The following is a 23899-nucleotide window of genomic DNA, read 5'->3' as shown; positions in this document are numbered from 1 at the left end:
TCGCGGAACGTAAGTCCAACTACCATCGGCGCTAAAGAGCTTAACTTCTGTGTTCGGCATGGGAACAGGTGTGACCTCTTTGCTATCGTCACCAGATAATATTGTTTTGTTTTTGTCTTACCTTATATATTATAAAGAAGTCTCAATGGCTTTTCAATAGTAAATTTTACACCTTCTTAACTTTCTTTACATACATCTCGAATTGATATGCGTCTCGTTTTCAGCGACCTTTATATAATACATAATATTTTCATGTTCGTCAACACTTTACATCAAATTATTTTGATTGGTTTTCAATAAGTTTGTAAATCGATATTCTGATTACTCAATAGTTATGATATTACTTCATGTGTGTAATTAATCTTCAACTTATATAAATGATTTAGCTATTATTTTATAGAAATAAACAAAAGCATTTCTCCAAAAACTTAAAAGTCTTTGTCGAAATGCTTTTATTTTTACACAATTCCAATACTTTTATTTAAATTAAAAACTACTTGTTATTATTTTTGTCTCATGTACGGGAATAATAATACATCTCTTATAGATGCTGAATTAGTTAATAGCATAACAAGTCGATCAATACCAATACCTAATCCACCTGTTGGAGGCATACCATATTCTAATGCTTCAATGAAATCTTCATCCATTTCATGTGCTTCATCGTTGCCTTGGTCTTTTTCTTTCATTTGTGCTTCAAATCTTTCGCGTTGATCTATTGGATCATTTAATTCTGTAAATGCATTAGCATGCTCTCTACCCACAATAAACAACTCGAATCTATCAGTGAATCGTTCATCTTCTGGGTTTTTCTTAGCTAATGGCGAAATTTCAATCGGATGTCCGTATATAAATGTCGGTTGGATTAATTTTTCCTCTACCGTTTGTTCAAAGAATTCATTCAAGATATGTCCGTATGTCATACGATCTTCCACTTTAATGTTATGTTCTTTTGCTAAGGCATGCGCCTCTTCATCAGATTTCACTTCATAGAAGTCTACACCTGTAAATTCTTTAACAGCATCTACCATGTGCCATCTTTTCCATTTTGGCGCTAAATCAATTTCAGTTTCTCCATATTGTACTGTTGTAGTTCCTAATACTTTTTCTGCAATGCTAGCAACCATTGATTCAGTTAAATCCATGATGTCATTATAATCAGCATACGCTTCATATAACTCAATCATTGTAAATTCTGGGTTATGTCTTGTAGACACACCTTCATTTCGGAATACTCTTCCGATTTCATAAACTTTCTCTAAACCACCAACAATTAGGCGTTTTAAATGTAATTCGATTGCAATTCGCATATATAATGTCGCATCAAGAGCATTATGGTGCGTAACGAATGGACGTGCTGAAGCGCCACCAGCTATTTGGTGCATCATTGGTGTTTCTACTTCTAAGAAGCCTTTTTGATTTAAATAATTTCTCATTTCTTGAATAATTTGGCTTCGCGTAATGAATGTCTTTGTCGATTCTTCACTAGATATTAGATCTAAGTAACGTTGACGATAACGTTGTTCGATGTCTTGAAGACCATGGTGTTTATCAGGTAAAGGACGTAAAGATTTTGATAAAACGATAAATTCTTTAGCTTTAACTGAAAGTTCACCCGTATTTGTTTTAAACATAACACCTTTAATTCCAACAATGTCACCTAAATCTGCATGTTTCCAAATTTCAAATTGTTCGTCTCCTACTTGATCTTTACGAACATAAATTTGAATTTGACCAGTCACATCTTTAACATGTGCAAATCCTGCTTTACCTTTACCTCTTTTTGTCATTAAACGACCTGCAATTGCTACTGAAGAAACTTCTTCTTTTTCATGAAGTTCTTCTTTACTAAATTGATCCCATTCGTTATGTAAAGATTGTGCATCTCCACTTCTTTCAAATTTCTCACCAAACGGATCTATTCCTAAATCTCTTAAATCTTGTAATTTCTCTCTACGAACCAACATTTGGTCATTCATTTCTTCTGACATTACATTCCACTCCTTATTTAAATTGCATGCGCTTCTTCTTGCACGCTAATGTCTTCAACAAACTCTTCAAGTACATTTACAAGTTCGTCTCGTGTTTCAGTTTGATTAATTTCTTTTCTTACTTTACCATTACCTTTTATTCCTTTTAAGTACCATGAAGCATGTTTTCTCATTTCCATTACAGCTACTTTCTCGCCTTTTAGTTCTATTAAACGATCTAAGTGCAAGATAGCAATTTTTATTTTTTCGGAAACTGGTGGCTCTTCCATTAGTTCTCCTGTTTCCAAGTAATGAACTGTTCGGTATATCATCCATGGATTACCTAGAGCTTCCCTACCAATCATAACGGCATCTACACCCGTTTCGTCTATCATTTTCTTTGCTAGTTCTGGAGATGTTACATCGCCATTACCTATAACAGGAATGCTTACCGCTTCTTTAACTTGTTTAATTATATCCCAATCTGCATGACCTTCATACATTTGTAGTCTTGTTCTGCCATGAACTGCAATTGCAGATGCACCTGCTTTTTCAATCATCTGGGCATTTTTAACTGCATAAATATGTTCTGAGTCCCAACCAATTCTCATCTTAACTGTCACTGGTTTAGACACGTTCTCAACTACTGCAGAAACCATTTCGTATATTTTGTCAGGGTCTAATAGCCATCTAGCACCAGCTTCACATTTTATAATTTTTGAAACTGGACATCCCATATTAATATCTATAATATCTGCTGTCGTATTTTGATCAACATATTTAGCAGCTTCAACTAGTGTTTCTTTTTCTCCACCAAATATTTGTAACGATAATGGTCTTTCGTTCTCATCAATATATAACATTTTCATCGTTCTAGCATTATTAAAAAGTATTGCCTTGTCACTTACCATTTCTGCACAAACTAATCCAGCACCAAATTCTTTAACTGTTAATCTGAATGCAGCATTGCAAACACCGGCCATCGGAGCAAGTACGACACGGTTATTCATCTCAACATTTCCTATTTTCCACATATCTTAACCTCTTTCACGCTTATGCTTTACTACTTGTTTGTCGTTTGGCATTAGTTCCCAAATATATTTTTTAGTGATTGGTTCAATAACGCTTGAGGCAATATCGTTTAGTGGTATCATCACAAACGCTCTTTCTGTCATTCTCGGATGTGGTATTTCTAGGTCTGGGGATTGAATAACAGATTGATCATATAATAATATATCTATATCAATTGTACGTGGGCCCCATCTCGTTTCTCTTACACGATGAAGTTCACGTTCAACCATCATACAAGCATTCAAAAGCTCTAAAGATTCTAATTTCGTTGAGATTTCGATACACATATTCAAAAAATCTGGTTGATCTGTATATCCTACTGGTTTTGTTTCGTAAATTGGGGATCGCTTTGTAACGTTTATTCCTTCTACTTCATTTAGTGATTTAATCGCCTGTTCAAGTTGAAGTTCTCTATCTCCTATATTACTACCTAACCCTAAATATGCGATATGCATTATCTCGTCCTCACTATCTCAATACCTACACCTTGATAATGTCCTGGTATTGGCGGATTGTTTTTAGTAATCTTAACTTTCGTTTCCAATACTCGATTATAATTCGAAAAGATTTGTTTTGCAATACGTTCAGCAAGATGTTCAATTAATTGTACTGGTTTATTTTCCATTATTTCTTTAACGATTTCAAATACCTCACCGTAATGCACAGTTTTTTTCAAGTCGTCAGATTCACCCGCTTCAGACAAATCCAAACTAAGCTCTAAATCCACTAAAAATATTTGTCCTATTTCATTTTCTGCCTTTAAAGCACCATGATAAGCATAGAACGACATGCCCTCTAGTATGATTTTATCCATTATCTTAAATCTCCTTTAACGCATCGATAGTTTGTGCAATTCGTTTATTCATTTGTACGTTATGTACTCTTACAGCGTGAATACCTTTTTCTATTCCAAACGCTGTTGTAGCACCCGTTGCTTCATCTCGTTGATCTACTGCTACATTATTACCTAATAAATCGTTAATTAAACGTTTTCTACTTGTTGCTAACAATACATTATATCCTGTTGCCACTAATTCATCTAAGCGAGACATCACAACGCGCTCTTCTTCTCTCGTTTTAGCAAAACCAATGCCTGGATCAAGCCATATATGTCTTTCTTTAATACCAGCCATTTCAGCTTTATTTGCTTGCTTTAACAGTGTAAGTAGCATCTCTTCCATAACAGGTTGTGTCCTATTACCATCACCATTATGCATCAGAACAATTTCTGCATTGAATTTTGCAACTACATTAAACATTTCTTCGTCATATAATCCTGCCCATTGATCATTAATCATAGTGACGCCTCGCTTTAACACTTCAAAAGCAACTTCACTTCTATATGTATCCACAGAAAGTTGAACATTTAAGTCTTTCAACGCCTCAACGACTGGTAATACTCTGTTAAGTTCTTCTTCCAACGTGACCTCTGAATGACCTGGTCTTGTGGATACTCCCCCTATATCGATAATATCCGCGCCATCTTCGACTAATTTCTCAGCATGAGCTCTAGCTTTATCTACATTATTATATGACCCACCATCTGAAAAAGAATCAGGTGTAACATTTAAGATACCCATAATTTTAGTTTTACTCAAAATAGTCTTCCTTCCTAATATATAATTAAATATATTATAACAAATATAAAAAAACACGCCTAAACTAAATAACTTTTAAGCTATCTGTTTTAGGCGTGTGTATATTTTCATACATTTTTAACTTTCTAAATTGAACTTATTAATCATCAAAAGCATATAAAGGAGTAGATAAGTAACGTTCACCATTACTTGGTAGCACTGTAACAACTGTCTTACCTTCACCTAGTTCTTTCGCTTTTTTCAATGCAGCTACAATTGCAGCACCAGATGAAATACCACCAAGAATTCCTTCTTCTTTAGCAACTTTTCTAGACATTTCCATTGCTTCTTCGTTGCCTACTTTAACAACATCATCGTAAACATTAGTATCTAATGTTCCAGGCACAAACCCTGCACCAAGACCTTGTAATTTATGAGGTCCAGGTTTGCCACCACTTAAAATAGGAGAATCTTCAGGTTCAATTGCTACTATTTGAATATTAGGATACTTTTCTTTAAGGACTTTTCCTGCTCCAGTTAAAGTACCACCCGTTCCTACACCAGCTAAGAAAGCGTCGATTTGTTCGCCTTCAAATTGTTGTAATAATTCTGGGCCAGTTGTTAGTTCGTGTACTTTAGGATTAGCAGGATTTTCAAATTGTTGTGGTTCGAAATAGCCTTTTTCTTCTTTAAGTTCTTTTGCTTTTTTGATTGCACCTTTCATACCTTCAGCACCAGGTGTTAATACTAATTCAGCACCATATGCTCTTAATAATGAACGACGTTCACTACTCATTGTATCTGGCATTACAAATACTGCTTTATATCCTTTTGCAGCAGCAACCATAGCTAAACCGATACCTGTATTCCCAGATGTTGGTTCAACAATCGTATCGCCGGGTTTAATTTTACCATCTCTTTCAGCAGCTTCTATCATTGCTAACCCAATTCTATCTTTAACTGAACTACCTGGGTTTTGATATTCTAACTTAACGTACACGTCTGCAGAACCTTCTTCAACTACATTGTTTAATTTCACAACAGGTGTATCCCCAATTAATTCAACAATATTATTTACTTTCTTAGCCATTGCACTTCACTCCTTGTTTTTTATATCTTAGTTTGTTTATCGGATATAATAATTATAACAAATGTCTGAATATAGTGAAAGTATTTACTTTATACTTGTTAAATATTTTCTTTAAGCGTATTTAAATCTTCTTCTGAAAATTGGTATTTCGTTCTACAAAAATGACATTCCACTTCAGCACCATGGTCTTCTTTAATCATAGCGTCTATTTCTGCTTCACCTAAACCTTTTATAGCATTTAAGAATTTTTCTCTCGAACAATTACACTTAAATTCTACTTCCATCTTATCAATAAATCTTATATTTTCTTTACCTAAAACAGTTTCTAATATTTCTTCTGGTGTAAGTCCACTATCTATCAACTTAGATACTGGATCCATTTGTTGAATTTTTTCTTCTATTGCAGAAATAGTTTCTTCAGAAGCACCCGGCATTAATTGGATTACAAATCCTCCTGCAGCCTTGATAGAATTATCAGGATTAACTAAAACCCCTAAACCAACTGCAGATGGTACTTGTTCACTCGTAACAAAATAATACGTAAAATCTTCACCAAGTTCACCTGAAACGATTGGTGTCGATCCAGTGAAATAATCTTTCATGCCAATGTCTTTTACGACACTTAACATACCATCTGTTCCAACTGCTCTTCTTACATCTAATTTACCTTGGTCATTTAAAGGGAAATGTGTTTGAGGGTTTTCTACATAGCCTCTTACTTCACCTTTACCATTTGCATCTACCATGATTTTACCGATTGGTCCGCCACCATCAATTGTTATTGTTAGTTTTTCTTCATTTTTTAGCATTGAGCCCATGATGACACCAGCTGTCATTGATCTACCCATTGCGGCAGATGCTGTTGGCCATGTGTAATGTCTTGTTTGTGCTTCTTGAACTGTATTTGTTGTATCTACTGCGAATGCTCTCACTTCATCATTGAATGCTAATCCGCGTACTAAATAATCTTGTGTCATTTTTCTTGCTCCCTTTTAATAAATTAGTCATGGTTTCATGATTTATTTCTGAATTCTCTTCTAATTAAAAACAAGGACAATCCTGATCAAAATCTATTTGATTTTATCAGGGTTGTCCCTTGTTTTACGAAGTCGTCAAATGTAATCTTCAACTTCATTTATAAAATTATCATTTACGATCTGTAGGCTTGTTGTCACCTAAATCATCAATATTTGGTTCATCTTCATGTGCTGGCTCATCTTTATGTTCATTGTCAGATGTATTTGATTCATGATCTTTATCATGAGAAACTTCATCTTTGACTTCATCATAAGATTTACCAACCTCATCGTCATCAACATCCAATGTACCTTCTTGTTCAGTTAAGTCACCTTTATATTTATCTTCATCAGAATCATTATGTTCTTCTAAATAACTATCATCATATTCAACTTCAGGTAATTTTCCTTCGTTAAATAATGATTGAATTTGTTCAGCAACTAACGTTTCTTCAACAAGTAATGTTTCGGCAATTAATGTTAATTGTTCTTTATGCTCTGTAAGAATTTGTTTACAACGTTCATATTGTTCTTTAATAATACGTTGAACTTCTGAATCAATTTCATAAGCAATTTGGTCAGAATAGTTAGGCTCTGATTGCATATCTTTACCTAAAAATACTTGTCCACTATCTGAACTACCAAATTGTAATGGACCTAATTTCTTACTCATACCATATTCAGTAACCATCTTACGTGCAATACTTGTAGCACGTTGGAAATCGTTATGTGCACCAGTTGACGCTTCTCCAAAATTAATTTCTTCAGATACACGTCCACCTAGTAAACCAACAATCTTATCTAAAAGTTCAGGCTCTGTCATAAAGTAACGGTCTTCTTTAGGAAGCATCATAGCATAACCACCAGCTTGTCCACGTGGAACAATGGTAACTTTATGAACCATTTCCGCTTCATCTAGTACACAACCAATGATTGTATGTCCTGCTTCGTGGAAAGCGACGATATTTTTTTCTTTCTTAGAAATCATTCGTGTCTTCTTAGCTGGACCTGCAATAACTCTATCTGTTGCTTCTTCGATATCGCGCATATCTATCTTAGTTTTATTAGTACGTGCTGCAACTAATGCTGCTTCGTTTAATAAGTTTTCTAAATCTGCACCTGAGAATCCAGGCGTTCTTTGAGAAATTGCTTGTAAGTCAACCGTTTCATCTAAAGGTTTATTACGCGCATGTACTTTAAGAACTGCTTCACGTCCTCTAACATCAGGACGACCTACTTGAATTTGTCTGTCGAAACGACCTGGACGTAATAAAGCTGGGTCTAGAATATCAGGACGGTTTGTTGCTGCGATCATGATAATACCTTCGTTTTCACCGAAGCCATCCATTTCAACTAATAACTGGTTAAGTGTTTGCTCACGTTCATCATGTCCGCCACCAACACCAGCACCACGTTGACGACCTACTGCATCAATTTCATCAATGAAAATAATACATGGTGCATTTTTCTTAGCATTCTCAAATAAATCACGAACACGACTCGCACCTACACCAACGAACATCTCAACGAAATCAGAACCACTGATAGAGAAGAATGGTGTTCCTGCTTCACCTGCAACTGCTCTTGCTAGTAATGTTTTACCTGTACCAGGAGGACCAACAAGTAAGACACCTTTAGGTATACGTGCTCCCATTTTCTTGAATTTACGATTATCTTTAAGGAAATCAACAATTTCAACTAATTCTTGTTTCTCTTCATCAGCACCCGCAACGTCAGAGAATCTCACGCGTTTTTTCTGATTGTCGTAAAGTTTCGCCTTAGATTTACCAAAGTTCATGACACGGCCGCCACCGCCGCCGCCACCTTGCATTTGGCTTAACAAGAATATAAATAAGAATGCTATAACTAAGACTGGAATAAGTGTTGTTAATACACTAACAAATACACTTTGTTTCTCTTCTTCTTTAACTTCAAATTTTAAGTTATCTTGTTTTTGAGCTGTTTCTGTTATTTTTTTCAAATCATCTTGATTATTAAATAAGACTGAAGATGTATATGATTTATCTTTGCCTTTTTTTAGTTCACCACTAACCATATAAACATTTTGTTCAGGTTGTATAGTTAACGTTTTTAAATCGCCCTTTTCTAGCTTCGTCATAAATTCATTATATGTAAGCTGTTTTGGTGCCTGCCCATTACCATTAATGAACTGGAATACACCAAATAGGACGATGGCTAAAAGCGCGATCATTAATATATTACGAAAAGCTTTTTGCATTCAATTTGTCCTCCTACTCAATTAATAAAACTAACAAAAATTTTACCATATTTATATTTTCTTACGCTAGTAATTAAACTCGCTATTTACTATTATTGATATATTTCAGGTTTAAGCGTTCCAATGTATGGTAAGTTACGATACTTTTCTGCAAAATCCAAACCATATCCAACAACAAATTCGTCTGGAATTTTCTCTCCAACATATTTAGCTTCAATATCTACTTTACGTTTCATCGGTTTGTCTAAAAGCGTAACGATTTCTATAGAATTACAATTTCTATATTTCAATAAATCTACTATCGAATTCAATGTTGTACCTGTTTCTAAAATATCTTCAATGATAATAACGTCTCGATTGTCGACAGACGTACTTAAGTCTTTTAGTATTTTTACTTCACCAGTAGACTCTGTTCCACCATGATAACTAGAAACATCCATAAAATCTATTTCTACGTGTGTTTCAATATTTTTAATTAAATCTGCCATAAACATGATAGAACCTTTAAGGATACCAACACAAATTGGTGTTTTCCCTTTATAGTCTTCTGTAATTTGTTTGCCTAAAGCTTTGCATCTTTCTTGAATCTGTTCCTCAGTTAATACAACTGACTTAATCGAATCGTTCATTAAAGTCATCTCCAATATAAGTAATAGTTAATAAGTTCTTAAAGTTTGAATCCATCCATATGTCCCCAACTGCAATAATGTCCTTCCCGTTTACAATGATGGGGCATGTATCTCTCTTATGTATATCTAGTTTGTTGTCGATCATAATTCTGTTAACTTTTTTGTGGTGTTTATTTCCCCGGTTATAATATTGAATGCGATCACCAGTGAGTCTTGTTCTTACGAGCAAGGACTTATCTATATTTTTCGTTTCAATTAACCATTTATCAAAAACACATTGTTCAAAAGCTTCAATAAATGTCGAATTTATATCAAACTCTATTTCTTCACATAATAATAATTTATCATATGCGACTACAAACTGCCAATTATCAGACACAGGAATGACAGATTGTTTTGTATCGTTTGCAAATATACTCAGCCATTCTTGATATGCCTTCATGCTGAATCGCCTTCCAACATACTTATCAACTAATTCGTCTAACACTTGAACTTTAACGAGTTGATTTAAATTATTGAATACATCTCGTTTAATATTAGCTTCATTTTCTAATAACACTTCGTTTTTAATAAACTGTGAAGCTTGTTCTTTGATTAACTTTCTAGCATCATCCACCCAGTCATTTAAATCGAGTAAATGGTTCGTAGAAAGTTCTTCACGTTTTTGAATAGTCGGCAAAACTTCATTGCGTATATAATTCCTCGTATACTTTGTGTCTTTATTCGTTACGTCTTCATAGTACTCGAACCCGCTTATTTGTTGATATTGAGCTATTTCAGATTTAGATATATGTAACAAAGGTCGCACTATTCGATACGATTGTCTTGTTTGTTCAACTTCAATCCCTAATGATGCACGCCCAATTCTACCTGAAAACAAGCGATAAGCAATTGTTTCTTTTTGGTCATCTATATGATGTGCAGTAAGTAGTACATCACCACTTGTTTCAGTCATCATTTCATCAAACCATGCGTATCTATACTTTCTAGAAGCCTCTTGAATACTTTTGTTTTGTTTCACAATTTCAGATAAATCAAGGTTCTTGATGTAAAGTTCAATATTATGTTCTTCACAATACTTCTTAATAAACGCCGCTTCTTCATTTGACGCTTCTCTCAACCCATGATTTACATGTAAACATATCAACTTTCGATAAGTATTTCTATAGGTCGTATTTAACATGTGTAATAACGCCATACTATCTATTCCCGTTGAAACAGCCAATGCAATTATTTCATCTTCGTCCCATGTTATTTTCAGCATCGTTATACACCTCAATCGTTTATATATTACATTGATTAATTCAAATTAAAAAGAGGCTCAATAAATTAGCCTCTTTAAATTATAATCAATTATCGTCTTGCGCCTTTACCACCACGACGTGATTCAGTTTGTCTCTTAATAGATGTCATCTTATCTTCACTATCTTTTAGAAAGTTTGATAATTTCTTTTCAAAGTCCTCAGGCTTTGGCTCTTTCTTTGGTGCTTGACGTTTCGGACGTTCTTTAGCTTTTTTTATAGATAAGCTAATTTTACCGTCATCTGCAACAGTTAATACTTTAACTTCTACTTCATCGCCCACTGTTAAATGATCATTAACATTCTCAACATAATTATCAGCAACTTCACTGATATGAACTAGTCCACTTTTCCCTTCAGGTAACTCAACGAACGCACCAAAATTCTTAATACCTGTAACTTTCCCTTTGACTTTATTACCTACTTCAATTGACATATTATTACTGTATCCTCCTGATATAAATTCACTTTAACCTTATTATATGCTTCTATAGTAAAATATACAACGCCATATAATGATTATTTATTATTTTCTGATTGTTTTTTGTCTTCTGGTAATTTGAATATAATTTCCCCGTCATTACTCAAGAAATATTCACTTCTTGCAAGTTTTTCTATATATTCTTTATCGTTCAAACGTTTAATTTGTTCTTTAAGATCTATTTCTTTATCTTGTAATTGTTCATAAGTTAATGCTTTTTCTTTTCGTTCTTTTGCTAATTCTTCGTTTCTATTTTTCTGCATAAACAACATGATTAACATCACAATTACAATAATGACCAATATACCACCAAATAAGGTTAACCTCTTACGTACTACTTGGCGCGTCTTACTGACTGTTTTTTTCTTCTTGTTTTGAGACTGGGTAAATTCATTGTCTAATTTTTTTATTTTTTGCGCCATAATCGTACCTCCTTATTTAAATAGAATCTTGAATTCTTTCTTCTTTAACTACATCGAACATCGATTTCGCATTCTCTTTATTGGCATGTTCAGATAATCCTGTTACTTTCACTACTATTATACGATTACCAAGTCTAATTTCTAACTCGTCTTCTACATTCACATTTGTACTTGCTTTAGCTGCTATGCCATTTATTTTAACTCTGCCTTGATCACTCACTTCTTTAGCTAGAGTGCGACGTTTAATTAGGCGCGATACTTTCAAATATTTATCTAATCTCACAGTTTTAAATCCCCTCTATTAATATAATTTTTCAGCTCTTGTTCATTTAGACCGTCTAATTTCGTTTTATCATACAACTTCAAAAAGTAATCAGCAAATATTTTTTCTAATTTTTCTTTATTTACTTTTCCTTCTTTTAGTTTTTCTTTTTGCCAAATTTGATTTAAATCGTCTATATTATTTGCTTCTTCATCACTAAATACGTGTGGATGTCTTCTGATCATTTTGCGCGTAATACTTTCAATAACTTCTCTCGCATCAAAATATCCATCTTTTTTACCTATAGCGCTATGCAACATTACCTGCAGTAAAACATCACCCAACTCTTCTATCATATGGTCAATGTCTTCTTCATCTATTGCTTCTATCAATTCAAAAGTTTCTTCAATAAGATAACGTTTAAGTGATTCATGCGTTTGCACTTTATCCCAAGGACATCCATCCTCAGATACAAGCGTATCTATTGTTTCTTCCAAATACTGAAAATCCCCATATATTTCTTGTTCATTTAAGATTTTTGGAACATAAACACTTGTTAAGTTTGACACTTCAATATGGTGATCCATTTCATAAAGTGGACAAGTTTTAACATCCGCTTCACCAAGTCTCGCATTTGTAACGATACTTACTTCGTGTTCATCTGGATAACGCTCCATCAATGTTATCTTGATATCTGATGCCACCATTTGATCATAAACTTGCGTAATGATTGTGTTCGTTCTTATATTAAGATGTGACTCATGCAAACTTGTACCATCCAATAGTGTAAATCCATCATTGGGATCGATATTAATTGCCCTAAACATATCATCAAGAAAACTTTTACCGCCTAATATTTTAACATTTTTTCCTGATTCTAATAATAATTGCGTAGTCGTTTCGGCAACCATAGGATCTCCAGGAACAGCATAAATAATATCTTCTTGATCAGAATAATGAACTAATGTATCCACTATTTCTTTATATACATTTATAAAATCATCGTGTTTTTCATAAACATAATCTAAACCTTCCCAGTTAATCTCTGTTAATTCAGCGATAACTGGATGATCTAATGTTCGTGCATAAACTTTATTCGCAGATTGTAGCATTCTATATATACCTAGGGGCAGTTCTTCTAAACTAAAATTCCCTAGGCCAACAACTGTAATTTGTTGAGCCATTTAAAGTTACTCCTTTATTATTTTATCCATTAGCGGTAAATGTTTCATTTCTTCGTTTTTCAATATCTTTAGTTTAATTATACCCGTCACCACGACAATTACGCCAATAATACCCGCAAAAACTAATACAATTAGGCTTGTCACTCTCGAATTTGCTGGAATTAATAATACTAATTGAACAAATAAACTCATAACAGCTAAAGTTATGACGATTTTAAAAATGAATTTCCCCATATTTCGAAAATCATATTGTTTAATAACAGCTAAATGTAGCACTAAAGTATAAATCGACAGTGAAAATACAGTCGAAATACTTGCACCTAATATGCCGAATTTTATAACAAATATATAATTACATAATAGTTTTAAAGCAAGACCTACTACCAATGCTAAAAACAATATTTTACGTTTTGCTTTAACTTGAAGTAACGCAGTGTACATAATAATGAACGTCACAAATATGACCGAGAGCATAAATATACTAAGCGTTCCTACAAGTTCATTCGTCTTGAAAAATACCGTATTTAATATTGGCAACAAATTTATAAGCCCAATAGAAGCAGCCATACTAAATAATACGGTTATCTTTAAAGAGGTGTTCGCATATTCATTTGCTAGTTTAAGGTTTTTCTTCTGTAATTGTTCTGTTAGTAATGGGATAAGCACAAAACTAAATGTAGTTGTAACGATTAATCCCATCTGTATAAGTGATGCTCCTCTATCAAATATCCCTTTAACTTTAATACTTTCTTGAAAATTATATCCAGTGTCTTGCAACAAATGGATAAGTGTAAAAGAATCTACTACTTGCCACAATATTAAAATTAAATACGAAATGGCATATAAAAACGTCATGGTCATCACATTCTTAACATCTTTAACACTTATTTCAAAGGTTAATGTCCATTGTGGCTTACTTTTTGTTAAGAAGTATATGACAACACAACTCAATCCAATAATAGATCCACTAATAGCAATTGTTCCAGCTTGATATATTGAAATATTCATAATCACATACAGAAATATAGCAATCAAGATCACGACAACGCGCAATACTTGGTCTATTACTTGAGAGACCGCAATTGTATTCATTTGATGCTTCATTTGATAATATCCACGCGTCATAGATATAAATACAAGCGGAATTAAGGCAATACTTGCCATGCGCATCATCGGAGCTAATTGCGCATCACCCATAAGTTCACTTATTGTATGTGAACACAAAAATAAAATAATACTTACCGATAAACAAATACTCTGTAACCACCAAAACAGTGCGGCGATTGTATCTTGATTACGATTTATCATCCAACTACTCATCACACTTGGAAGTGCATTTAAACTTACAACACTAACAATAGCAACTAATGGATAAACTTGTTGATATGCATACAGACCTTCATCACCAAGTACATTTTGGTAAGGCACTCTATATATTGCACTTAAAATTTTTACAATGACCATTGTTCCAGAAAGCAATAATACACTATTGAACGTGCTTTTAGATTGTGTCATCATCAACCAAACTTTCATTGATAACTTCAGTTAAGAACTTCAAGTCATCTAACCATTGTTTTGTTTTCTGTAATTGAAAAGTCATTTGTTTATTTTGTACTGCAATTTTAAGTTTTCTTCCTAAAGGTTCTGTTACCTTAAATAGTACGTCACCTTTCAAATTGTTTGTTGTATATTCAGAAGCTGTCAATTGAATGACACGTGCTACTTCTTTGATTTCAGTTATACCAAACTGGATACCATTTAATCTAATTCTTACTATATCTAATAACCTTTCTACCTCGACTGGATATTCCCCAAAACGATCAATTAATTCATCTTGAATATCTTCCAACTGTGTAATTGCAGAAATTCCTCTTAATTTTTTATACATTTCGATTTTTGCTTGTTCATTTCTAATGTACTCAGCAGGGATATATGCATCCAATTTAATATCTACTTCTAATTGAGGAACTTCAGACTCTGGCTCTAGACCTCGTTTTTCATTTACTGCCTCTTCTAACATTTGAGAATATAGGTCATACCCTACTGAATCAATAAATCCTGATTGTTGACTACCAAGTAAGTTACCCGCACCTCTTATATTCAAGTCACGCATCGCAATTTTAAAGCCCGATCCTAGTTCGGTAAATTCTTTAATCGCTTGAAGTCTTTGTTCAGCAACTTCTGTTAATACTTTATTTTGTTCATGTAAGAAATAAGCATATCCTATACGACTTGAACGCCCCACTCTTCCTCGCAACTGATAAAGCTGACTTAGCCCAAATCTATTGGCATCCTCAATAATAAGCGTATTTGCATTCGGTACATCTACACCTGTTTCAATAATTGTAGTCGTCACAAGAATATCGTATTCACCATCTACAAACCCTAACATCGTTTCTTCTAATTCACGTTCTGACATTTGTCCATGTGCTACGCCAATTCTTGCATTTGGCATAAGCATTGAAAGTTGCTCACTTTTTTGATAAATAGATTGAACTCTATTATATAGATAGAAAGCTTGACCACCTCTAGATAACTCTCTTTCTAAAGCTTCTTTCACAAAACTCATATTTTGTTCTAATACATAGGTCTGTACTGGAAATCTATTTTCAGGAGGCGTTTCAATAACAGATAAATCTCTTACACCTAACAAACTCATATGAAGTGTTCTTGGAATAGGTGTCGCAGTTAAAGTTAATACATCTACATTTGTCTTTAATGCTTTAATTCTCTCTTTGTGCTTAACACCAAAACGTTGTTCTTCGTCAACAACAAGTAATCCCAAATCTTTATACACTACATCCTTACTCAATAATTTATGCGTGCCTACTACTATATCTACAAATCCAGACTTCAAACCTTCCTTCGTTTCTTTAATTTGTTTCGGTGTTCTAAAACGACTCATCATTTGAATTTCAACTGGATACTCTTGCATACGTTCAGTAAATGTTTCAAAATGTTGCTGTGCTAATATTGTAGTTGGAACTAAGATAGCAACTTGTTTACCTTCTGATACAGCTTTAAAAGCCGCTCTAATAGCAACCTCAGTCTTCCCGTACCCAACATCACCACATAGCAATCTATCCATCGGTTTACTTTTTTCCATGTCACCTTTGATTTCTTCTAATGAAGTAACTTGGTCAGGTGTTGGTTCATAAGGGAAGTCCATTTCAAAAGTCATTTGTTCTTCTGTATCTGGACCAAACTGATAACCTACAACTTGTTCACGTTCTTGATAAAGCTTTAATAATTCATCCGCAATATCTTCGACATTTTTTTGAACTTTTGCTTTTGTTTTTTTCCATTCAGTTCCCCCAAGTTTATTTAACTTAGGTTCTTTATCATCTGAACCAACGAATTTTTGTACATCATTCATTTGATCTACTGGTACAAATAACTGATCCGTACCTTTATATTGAATTTTTATATAATCTTTATGAATACCAGAAACTTCTAACGTTTCAACACCTAAATATTTACCTACACCATGATGAACATGTACAACATAGTCTCCAATGTTCAACTCTTGATAGGACTTGATTTTTTCAGCATTAGAAAGCTTTCTGCTTCTTTTAGATTGTTTACGTTCTCTCGCTTTAAACAACTCTTTTTCCGTCACAACAACGAGTTTCATATATGGTAATTCAAAGCCTTCAGACAATGCCCCACTTGTCACAATTGCTTGACCTCGATCAGCTACTTGGTCCACTCTATCAATTACAGTTGGAATTTTCATGTCACTTAACATACTTTGAATTCTAGTCTTTCTTGTTTCAGATTCTGCAAGTAGCACTACTGTAAATCCTTGATTCATAAATCGATCAAATTCAGATTGCATAATATCATACTGACCATAAAACCTTTGAACAGGTTTACATGAGAATTTGACCATCTCCTCTATTTCAACAGGCATATTCGCAGTGAACAATGTAAAATATGCAACTTTATGTTGATTTAATAAATCAGTGAAAGCTGTTTCTGAAATAAATCGTTGACCTATAAATCCTTGACCTGATTCAATGAGTGATTGTGTAAATTCCTCAATTTCAACATCAAGTGCGTTTTCAGTTTCTTTAATTCTATTGTATTCATCCACGACTATTAGTGCATCATCAGCTAAATAATCAACTAGTGTTTCAACTTTGTCGTACATAAATGCTATAACTCTTCTCAATATTTGATGATCTTTTAATTCATCACTTTGCATGAGTATATTTTGATATGTTTCTTTTAAATCAGGTCGAATTTCTGTCGGTAATTTTAGGCGTGTTTTTTCATATGATGATGCCATTTGTGCTTCTAATTGATTAATTTGTTCACTCGTAAAGATATAATCACTTGCAGTTGTAATTTCAACTTGTTCGATATTTTCTAAAGAACGTTGTGTTTCTACATCAAACACTCTCATCCCATCAACTTCTGTATCAAAAAGCTCAATTCGTACCGGGTCTCCTGTTACTGGATATATATCAATTAATCCCCCTCGAATGGAGAATTCACCTATAGCAGAAACAACTGTTTCTCGTTTATAACCCATATCCACAAGTTGCTTAGACCAATCTTCTAATTCAATATCGTCACCAATCTTTATAGATTTATAATGATCTTGCCAAATTGATTTTGGTGTTAGTTGTTTTTTTAACCCATTTATTGGCACGATAAATAACCCTTTCTTATTCTGAGCGAGTTGTGTCAACGTTCGAATTCTCTCACTCATTAAGTCTGGGCTTTGTGTCGAAAATGCTTCAATCATAATATCTTGCACTGGGAATTTAAACACTTCGTCAGCTGGTAATAATTGAAGGATGTCTGACTCTATCTTATCTGCTTGATATAAGTTATTAGTAACAATAACTAATTGTTTATCATGTTTCAAATATTGCTCAAGTATTAATAATGCCTTACTTGATTGGTTCAAACCTGTTATTAATATATTCTTATCACCAAAAATACGTTCTAAATCTTGAAATCTTTCGTCCTCTTGGATAATGTCATGAATAACATGTCTCATTTAGTTTCACCGTTGTACTGGTTCATAACATTTGGAAAAGTTTCGCCTTTAATTAAATCTTCACAAGCATCAGCCGCACGTTCTATCACCTTTTTCATCGTGATCATTTCATCTTCCGAAAACTTTTGAAGAACGTAGCTCGGAACACTCATGCCATTCGTTGGTCTATCGATACCAATTCTAATTCTATTGAATCGATCTGTTCCTAAATGTTGAATTAAAGACTTCATTCCATTGTGCCCACCAGCACTTCCTTTCTGACGTAACCTTAAATGACCTTGTGGTTGGTCCATATCATCGTATAGTACTATTAAATCTTCTATGTCCACATTATAATAATCCATTAATGGTCGTACTGCTTCACCTGAAAGATTCATAAACGTCATCGGTTCAATTAACATAACCTTTTCTCCGTTTATAAGTCCAATTGTATAAGCACCTTTAAACTTCTGTTTATCAAGTTGTAATTGATGACGATCTATCAATTCATCTACAACTTCAAACCCTATATTATGACGTGTTCTATCGTATTTCTTACCTATATTTCCAAGCCCAACAATACATTTCATGTTGTAACCTCCATATTAATACTAAGTGTATATTATAGCATTTTTAGTATACATTTATTAGTTATATACATTAAATTCATTGTGCTTTTCTATCCATTCATACAAAAAAACCCAACACGATTGTGTTGGGTTAAGAAGGAAAAATTATTCTTCTTCTTTTTTCTCTTCTGATTCTTCTTCTTCTGCTACTGCATCAGCTTCTTCAGCTGCTACTTCTTCAGCATCTTCTGCAGGTTCTTCTGTTGGTGGTACAACTGTTACGACTGCTTCTTCTTTGTCGTTTTCAATAGCATATTTATCAGTTGCATCTAAATCACCAACTAAGTAACTGTCACCGATTGCTAATTCTGTAATATCAACTTCGATATTTTCAGGAATTGCATCTGGAGTAGTTGTTACTTGTAAGTTGAATAATGGTTGTTGAACCACTCCACCTTCTGAAGCGCCAACTGATTCACCAACTAATACTACTGGTACATCAACAGTCAACTCTTCTTTCATGTTGATTGCTAAGAAGTCAACATGCGTGATTTGGTTTTTAAGTGAATCATATTGGTAATCTGAAACCATAACTTTAATTGATTTAGAACCAACTGCTAATTCGATTACACCGTTACGACCAACTTCACGGATTGTTTTGATGAATTCAATTTCATCAACTTTTACAGATGTATTTTTTGCACCGTAACCATATACTACTGCAGGAATTACACCTGTTGCTCTAAGTTTACGTAAACTAGAACGTGTTTGTTTACCTTGACGGATAACTGACTTTAATGAAGCCATTATCTTTTCCACCTTTCATACTCGCGCATTATGCGCTCCTACACTTACCCATCAATATAATATATATTGCTTGTAAGTGGTTATTTAGTTCATTTAAAAATGAACCGTTTGTTATTATACACTAAAGTTTTATATTAATCAAATAGCACACTAACTGATTCTTGTTCATATACACGTACTATAGCTTGTGCTAATAATTCACCGACTGAAAGTTCTTTAACATTTGACGGTTTTCTATCTTCAGGTAATTGGATTGAATTTGTCACAACTAATTCTTTTATTTGTGAATTTTCAATTCTTTCACGTGCAGGACCTGATAATACTGGGTGTGTACAACATGCATACACTTCTTTAGCACCTTTTTTCACTAATGCATCTGCTGCTAAAGTGATTGTACCAGCTGTATCAATGATGTCATCGATAATGATTGCTGTCTTACCATCAATATCCCCAACAATATTCATTACTTCTGCAACATTTGGTTTTGGTCTACGCTTATCAATAATAGCAATTGGTGTTTTTAATCGATCAGCCATTTTACGCGCTCTTGTAACGCCGCCATGGTCTGGTGAAACTACTACTGTTGTATCTGGGTCTAATCCTTTTTCTAAAAAGTAATTAGATAAAATTGGTACACCCATTAAATGATCAATCGGAATATCAAAGAAACCTTGAATTTGTGGTGCATGTAAATCTAAAGCAATCATTCTACTTGCTCCAGCTTTTTCAATAATGTTTGCTACAAGCTTAGCTGTAATTGGTTCACGACTTCTAGCTTTACGGTCTTGTCTTGCGTAACCATAATAAGGCATCACAATATTAATATTTGCTGCTGATGCACGTTTACAAGCATCAATCATAATCAATAACTCCATCAAGTGTTCATTTACCGGATTTGATGTAGGTTGGATAATAAAAACATCACAACCACGGATACTTTCTTCAATGTTGATTTGTACTTCTCCATCTGCAAAACGTTTTACTGTAGATTTACCTAATGGAATACCCACTAAATTCGCAACTTCTTGTGCTAAAGGTTGGTTACCTTCTAGCGAAAAAATCTTTAATGAAGAGTTTTTATATTCATTGTTCAACATTTTTGTTCCCCCGATATCATTTTGATTCATTTTTTGACGGCTCCTTTTATTTCGATTTATAGTATCCTTCTTTTGTTGTTTGTCTAGCACGACCCAGTGCTAAGCTTTCATCAGGTACATTATTTGTAATTGTTGAACCCGCAGCTACGAACGCACCATCTCCAATTTCAATTGGCGCAACTAAATTTGAATTACAACCAATAAATGCATCATCTCCTATTACAGTTCGGAATTTATTCATTCCATCGTAGTTGACAGTTATCGAGCCGCAACCAATATTTGTTCTTTCACCAACTTCGGCATCACCGATATAACTGAGATGCGATACTTTTGCACCATTCTTTAATACTGCTTTCTTAACTTCTACAAAATTACCAATCTTAGTTTCTTCACCAAGTTCAGATCCAGGTCTAAGTTGGGCAAATGGACCAACTGCAGATGCTTTCCCTACGAATGAATCTGTAATGACTGATTGTTTAATTGTTGCGTCATCTTCAATTGTACTATTTTTAATGTCAGAATTCATTCCTATTGTAACATTTTTTCCAATAATCGTTTGGCCCATTAATCTTGTTCCAGGCTCAATTACCGTATCCTCGCCAATCACGACATTTTTTCCAATATAAGTTGTCGCGGGATCTATAATTGAAACACCATTTATCATATGTTTTAAGTTTATACGTTCTTTCATCTTTTGTTCAGCTTGTGCAAGTTGAACTCTATCATTTACACCCATAATTTCATCAACATCATCAGTTATGTATGCTGATACTTTTTCTTGTTTTTGTTTCAATAAATGAATAACATCAGGTAAATAATATTCACCTTGAGCATTATCATTTTTCACTTCTTCTAAAGTTTCAAATAATTTCTTATTATCAAATGCAAAAATACCTGAACTTATTTCTTTAACTTCACTTTGTTCTTTCGTTGCATCTTTTTGTTCAACTATTGCTGAAACTTCATTCACTTCATCTCTAATAATTCTGCCATATCCATATGGATGAGTTAATTCAGCTGATAAAACCGTTGCAGCTGCTTTTTCCGATTCATGGAATGATATTAAAGATTGAATTGTTTCTTCACTAATTAACGGTGTATCACCACAGACTACAAGTGTTGTACCTTCTTTGTTACTCAGTATATCTTTAGCAGTTTTCACTGCATGAGCTGTACCTAATTGTTCTTGTTGATGTACAAACTGCGATGCATCACCTATTGTTTCTTGTACTTTTTCAGCGCCGTGACCCACGACAGTAACAACTGTTTCAACACCAGCATTTCTAACGCTATCAATAACATGTTGAACCATAGCTTGACCAGCAACAGGATGCAATACTTTGTAAAGTTTAGACTTCATCCTCGTTCCTTTACCAGCAGCTAATATGACTGCATGTTTTTGCATGATAATACCTCCATTTATAGACACTTTAATCTTATTATAATTTAATGTACGCACAAGTATCAAGAAAGAGTTCCTATCGTCCTTTTATTTCCATAAAAAATAACGATACGGCATTCCGTATCGTTAAATCTATTATTCTTCATTTTGATTTTCAGATTCATCTTCAGAAGTAGTTTCTGAATTTTCTTGAGCAGATTTCGGAATGATAACTTCATCAGTTTCCTCATAAACTTTCATAACTGCTTCTTGTATTTCTTGTCTCATTTCAGAATTAATTGGATGAGCAATATCTCTAAATTCACCATCAGGAGTTCGTTTACTTGGCATTGCGACAAATAATCCAGAATTTCCTTCAATTACTCTTAAATCATGGATAACAAAAGCATTGTCCAAAGTTATAGAAACTAAAGCTTTCATTCTTCCGTCTGTCTGAATCTTTCTTAATCTCACATCTGTTACATTCATGATTTGTGTGCCCCCTGTTTTCTCTTTTTAAAAGTAGCAGCATCAAATTAATTGAAGTAAATTATTGTATTTTAGCAATCATTTCAATTTCCACTTTTACATCTTTAGGTAACCGAGCAACTTCTACACAACTTCTAGCAGGCAAGTGTTCATTGAAATATTTCCCATAAACAGAATTAATATCTTGGAAATCATTCATATCTTTAATAAAAATCATAGATTTTACGACATCTTTTAGTGAAGCACCACTTTCTTCAAGTACAACTTTCAAATTTTCTAATACTTGTTCAGTTTGTACTTTCACGTCTTCTGATACGATTTCGCCTTTTTGATTTAATGGTATTTGTCCCGAAGTAAATACTAAACTATCTACTACTACAGCGTGACAATATGGACCTAGTGCTTCTGGAGCATTTGTTGCATTAATACTTTTCATGATGATAACCCTCTCCTCTTAATTAAACCTTTTTAAACAATTACCTTCTTCTACTGAAAATTGTTGATTGTATTCGTCTACGTCAGATAATCTAACTAAAGATGTATAGTCTTCAATCAATCGATGTTTAACTTCTTTCGATTCTACTAATACAGATACCCCTTTTACAGTAGCTTTAAACTCATTCATCAAATTGATTACACCGTTAATTGAACCGCCTGCTCTCATGAAATCATCAACAATTAAAACATTAGAATACTCTGATAAAGTTCGCTTTGACAGTACCATTGTTTCTATTTTTCGTGAAGAACCTGAGACGTAATTGATTGATACAGTTGATCCTTCTGTTACTTTGTTATCTTTTCTAATAACGACTACCGGTAAATTCAATACTTTCGCAACTGCATTTGCCAATGAAATACCTTTTGTTGCTATCGTAACTATCGCATCGAGTTCTTCGTCCATGTACATCGTTGCAATTAATTCTCCAACTTGATTTAATAGTTTTGGATTCCCTACTAAATCTGACATAAACAAATAACCGCCCGGTAGTAGTCTTTCTTTTTCTTTTAATAATCCACACAAATGTTCTATTAATTCAACCGCTTCTTCCCTATACATCTTTGGCCTATAAGTAACGCCACCACTTGCTCCTGCAGTAGTCTCTATAATACCTAATCTTTCTGCTTGAAAAGTCTCTTTAATGATTTGTATATCTTCACTTATTGATGACTTAGCCTGACCAAAATGATTTACAAAATAAGTTAATGGCACTAACTCATTCGGATGCTTCAATAAATATTGTGTCATATAAACGATTCTTTCACTTCGTTTAAACCTCATTTATAAAACCCCAATCTCTATACCGTATTTTAAGCACAATTATAC

23 protein-coding genes and 1 rRNA gene are annotated in these 23899 nt (G+C 33.7%); all 24 read right to left on the bottom strand.

Annotated features, from left to right (window positions below; translation table 11 throughout):
* Nucleotides 1–96 (bottom strand): 5S ribosomal RNA (gene rrf / locus CD111_RS01270); the annotation flags it as partial.
* A 407-nt stretch (nt 97–503) separates the two neighbouring features.
* Complete coding sequence (gene lysS / locus CD111_RS01265) at nt 504–1991, bottom strand: lysine--tRNA ligase (protein WP_095089809.1); 1488 nt, start codon at nt 1989–1991, stop codon at nt 504–506.
* A gap of 17 nt (nt 1992–2008) precedes the next feature.
* A complete protein-coding gene (gene dusB / locus CD111_RS01260; protein WP_095089812.1) occupies nt 2009–3004 on the bottom strand; it encodes a tRNA dihydrouridine synthase DusB in 996 nt (331 codons plus the stop codon).
* Nucleotides 3005–3007: 3 nt separating this feature from the next.
* Nucleotides 3008–3496 (bottom strand): 2-amino-4-hydroxy-6-hydroxymethyldihydropteridine diphosphokinase, encoded by a 489-nt coding sequence (folK, locus tag CD111_RS01255; protein WP_095089814.1) that lies wholly within the window; start codon nt 3494–3496, stop codon nt 3008–3010.
* Complete coding sequence (gene folB, locus CD111_RS01250) at nt 3496–3858, bottom strand: dihydroneopterin aldolase (protein WP_095089816.1); 363 nt, start codon at nt 3856–3858, stop codon at nt 3496–3498. The genes folK and folB overlap by 1 nt, the downstream gene beginning before the upstream one ends.
* A gap of 1 nt (nt 3859) precedes the next feature.
* Nucleotides 3860–4639: a dihydropteroate synthase gene (gene folP, locus CD111_RS01245; protein ID WP_095089818.1), complete on the bottom strand. Its 780-nt coding sequence runs from the start codon at nt 4637–4639 to the stop codon at nt 3860–3862.
* Nucleotides 4640–4778: 139 nt separating this feature from the next.
* A complete protein-coding gene (cysK, locus tag CD111_RS01240) occupies nt 4779–5708 on the bottom strand; it encodes a cysteine synthase A (protein WP_095089820.1) in 930 nt (309 codons plus the stop codon).
* A gap of 98 nt (nt 5709–5806) precedes the next feature.
* Entirely contained in the window at nt 5807–6685 is an 879-nt protein-coding gene (hslO, locus tag CD111_RS01235) for an Hsp33 family molecular chaperone HslO (protein ID WP_095089821.1), read from the bottom strand.
* Nucleotides 6686–6854: 169 nt separating this feature from the next.
* On the bottom strand, nt 6855–8963 hold the full coding sequence (ftsH, locus tag CD111_RS01230; RefSeq protein ID WP_095089823.1) for an ATP-dependent zinc metalloprotease FtsH: 2109 nt from the start codon (nt 8961–8963) through the stop codon (nt 6855–6857).
* Between the two features lie 92 nt (nt 8964–9055).
* Nucleotides 9056–9592: a hypoxanthine phosphoribosyltransferase gene (hpt, locus tag CD111_RS01225; protein WP_095089825.1), complete on the bottom strand. Its 537-nt coding sequence runs from the start codon at nt 9590–9592 to the stop codon at nt 9056–9058.
* Nucleotides 9576–10856 carry a tRNA lysidine(34) synthetase TilS gene (gene tilS / locus CD111_RS01220; protein WP_095089827.1) on the bottom strand — a complete coding sequence of 427 codons (1281 nt, stop codon included), beginning with the start codon at nt 10854–10856 and terminating at the stop codon, nt 9576–9578. The genes hpt and tilS overlap by 17 nt, the downstream gene beginning before the upstream one ends.
* An 89-nt stretch (nt 10857–10945) precedes the next feature.
* A complete protein-coding gene (locus tag CD111_RS01215; protein WP_095089829.1) occupies nt 10946–11329 on the bottom strand; it encodes a S1 domain-containing RNA-binding protein in 384 nt (127 codons plus the stop codon).
* An 83-nt stretch (nt 11330–11412) separates the two neighbouring features.
* Nucleotides 11413–11796, bottom strand: coding sequence for an FtsB family cell division protein (locus CD111_RS01210; RefSeq protein ID WP_095089831.1), 384 nt, complete (start codon nt 11794–11796; stop codon nt 11413–11415).
* A 16-nt stretch (nt 11797–11812) separates the two neighbouring features.
* Nucleotides 11813–12079, bottom strand: a complete 267-nt coding sequence (locus CD111_RS01205) for an RNA-binding S4 domain-containing protein (protein ID WP_095089833.1) — start codon at nt 12077–12079, stop codon at nt 11813–11815.
* Nucleotides 12076–13242 carry a MazG nucleotide pyrophosphohydrolase domain-containing protein gene (locus tag CD111_RS01200; RefSeq protein ID WP_095089835.1) on the bottom strand — a complete coding sequence of 389 codons (1167 nt, stop codon included), beginning with the start codon at nt 13240–13242 and terminating at the stop codon, nt 12076–12078. Before CD111_RS01200 ends, CD111_RS01205 begins: the two co-directional genes overlap by 4 nt.
* A gap of 6 nt (nt 13243–13248) precedes the next feature.
* Nucleotides 13249–14775, bottom strand: coding sequence for a polysaccharide biosynthesis protein (locus CD111_RS01195; RefSeq protein ID WP_229726527.1), 1527 nt, complete (start codon nt 14773–14775; stop codon nt 13249–13251).
* On the bottom strand, nt 14744–18253 hold the full coding sequence (mfd, locus tag CD111_RS01190; protein ID WP_095089837.1) for a transcription-repair coupling factor: 3510 nt from the start codon (nt 18251–18253) through the stop codon (nt 14744–14746). Before mfd ends, CD111_RS01195 begins: the two co-directional genes overlap by 32 nt.
* Nucleotides 18250–18822 carry an aminoacyl-tRNA hydrolase gene (gene pth, locus CD111_RS01185; protein ID WP_095089839.1) on the bottom strand — a complete coding sequence of 191 codons (573 nt, stop codon included), beginning with the start codon at nt 18820–18822 and terminating at the stop codon, nt 18250–18252. The genes mfd and pth overlap by 4 nt, the downstream gene beginning before the upstream one ends.
* Nucleotides 18823–18966: 144 nt before the next feature.
* On the bottom strand, nt 18967–19608 hold the full coding sequence (locus CD111_RS01180; RefSeq protein WP_095089841.1) for a 50S ribosomal protein L25/general stress protein Ctc: 642 nt from the start codon (nt 19606–19608) through the stop codon (nt 18967–18969).
* A gap of 134 nt (nt 19609–19742) precedes the next feature.
* The gene (locus CD111_RS01175) at nt 19743–20705 is read right to left on the bottom strand and encodes a ribose-phosphate diphosphokinase (protein ID WP_095090185.1); all 963 of its coding nucleotides are present in this window, start codon (nt 20703–20705) and stop codon (nt 19743–19745) included.
* 46 nt (nt 20706–20751) lie between these two features.
* On the bottom strand, nt 20752–22110 hold the full coding sequence (glmU, locus tag CD111_RS01170; protein WP_095089843.1) for a bifunctional UDP-N-acetylglucosamine diphosphorylase/glucosamine-1-phosphate N-acetyltransferase GlmU: 1359 nt from the start codon (nt 22108–22110) through the stop codon (nt 20752–20754).
* 132 nt (nt 22111–22242) lie between these two features.
* Complete coding sequence (spoVG, locus tag CD111_RS01165) at nt 22243–22575, bottom strand: septation regulator SpoVG (RefSeq protein WP_095089845.1); 333 nt, start codon at nt 22573–22575, stop codon at nt 22243–22245.
* 61 nt (nt 22576–22636) lie between these two features.
* Nucleotides 22637–23011, bottom strand: coding sequence for a RidA family protein (locus CD111_RS01160; RefSeq protein ID WP_095089847.1), 375 nt, complete (start codon nt 23009–23011; stop codon nt 22637–22639).
* Between the two features lie 18 nt (nt 23012–23029).
* A complete protein-coding gene (gene purR / locus CD111_RS01155; protein ID WP_095089849.1) occupies nt 23030–23854 on the bottom strand; it encodes a pur operon repressor in 825 nt (274 codons plus the stop codon).
* Nucleotides 23855–23899: the final 45 nt, after the last annotated feature.

Origin of the sequence: Mammaliicoccus stepanovicii (genome assembly GCF_002902525.1) — a bacterium.
Classification (GTDB): Bacteria; Bacillota; Bacilli; order Staphylococcales; family Staphylococcaceae; genus Mammaliicoccus; species Mammaliicoccus stepanovicii.
The sequence above is the reverse complement of the archived record's forward strand: the minus strand, read 5'-3'. Positions and strand labels throughout refer to the sequence as shown.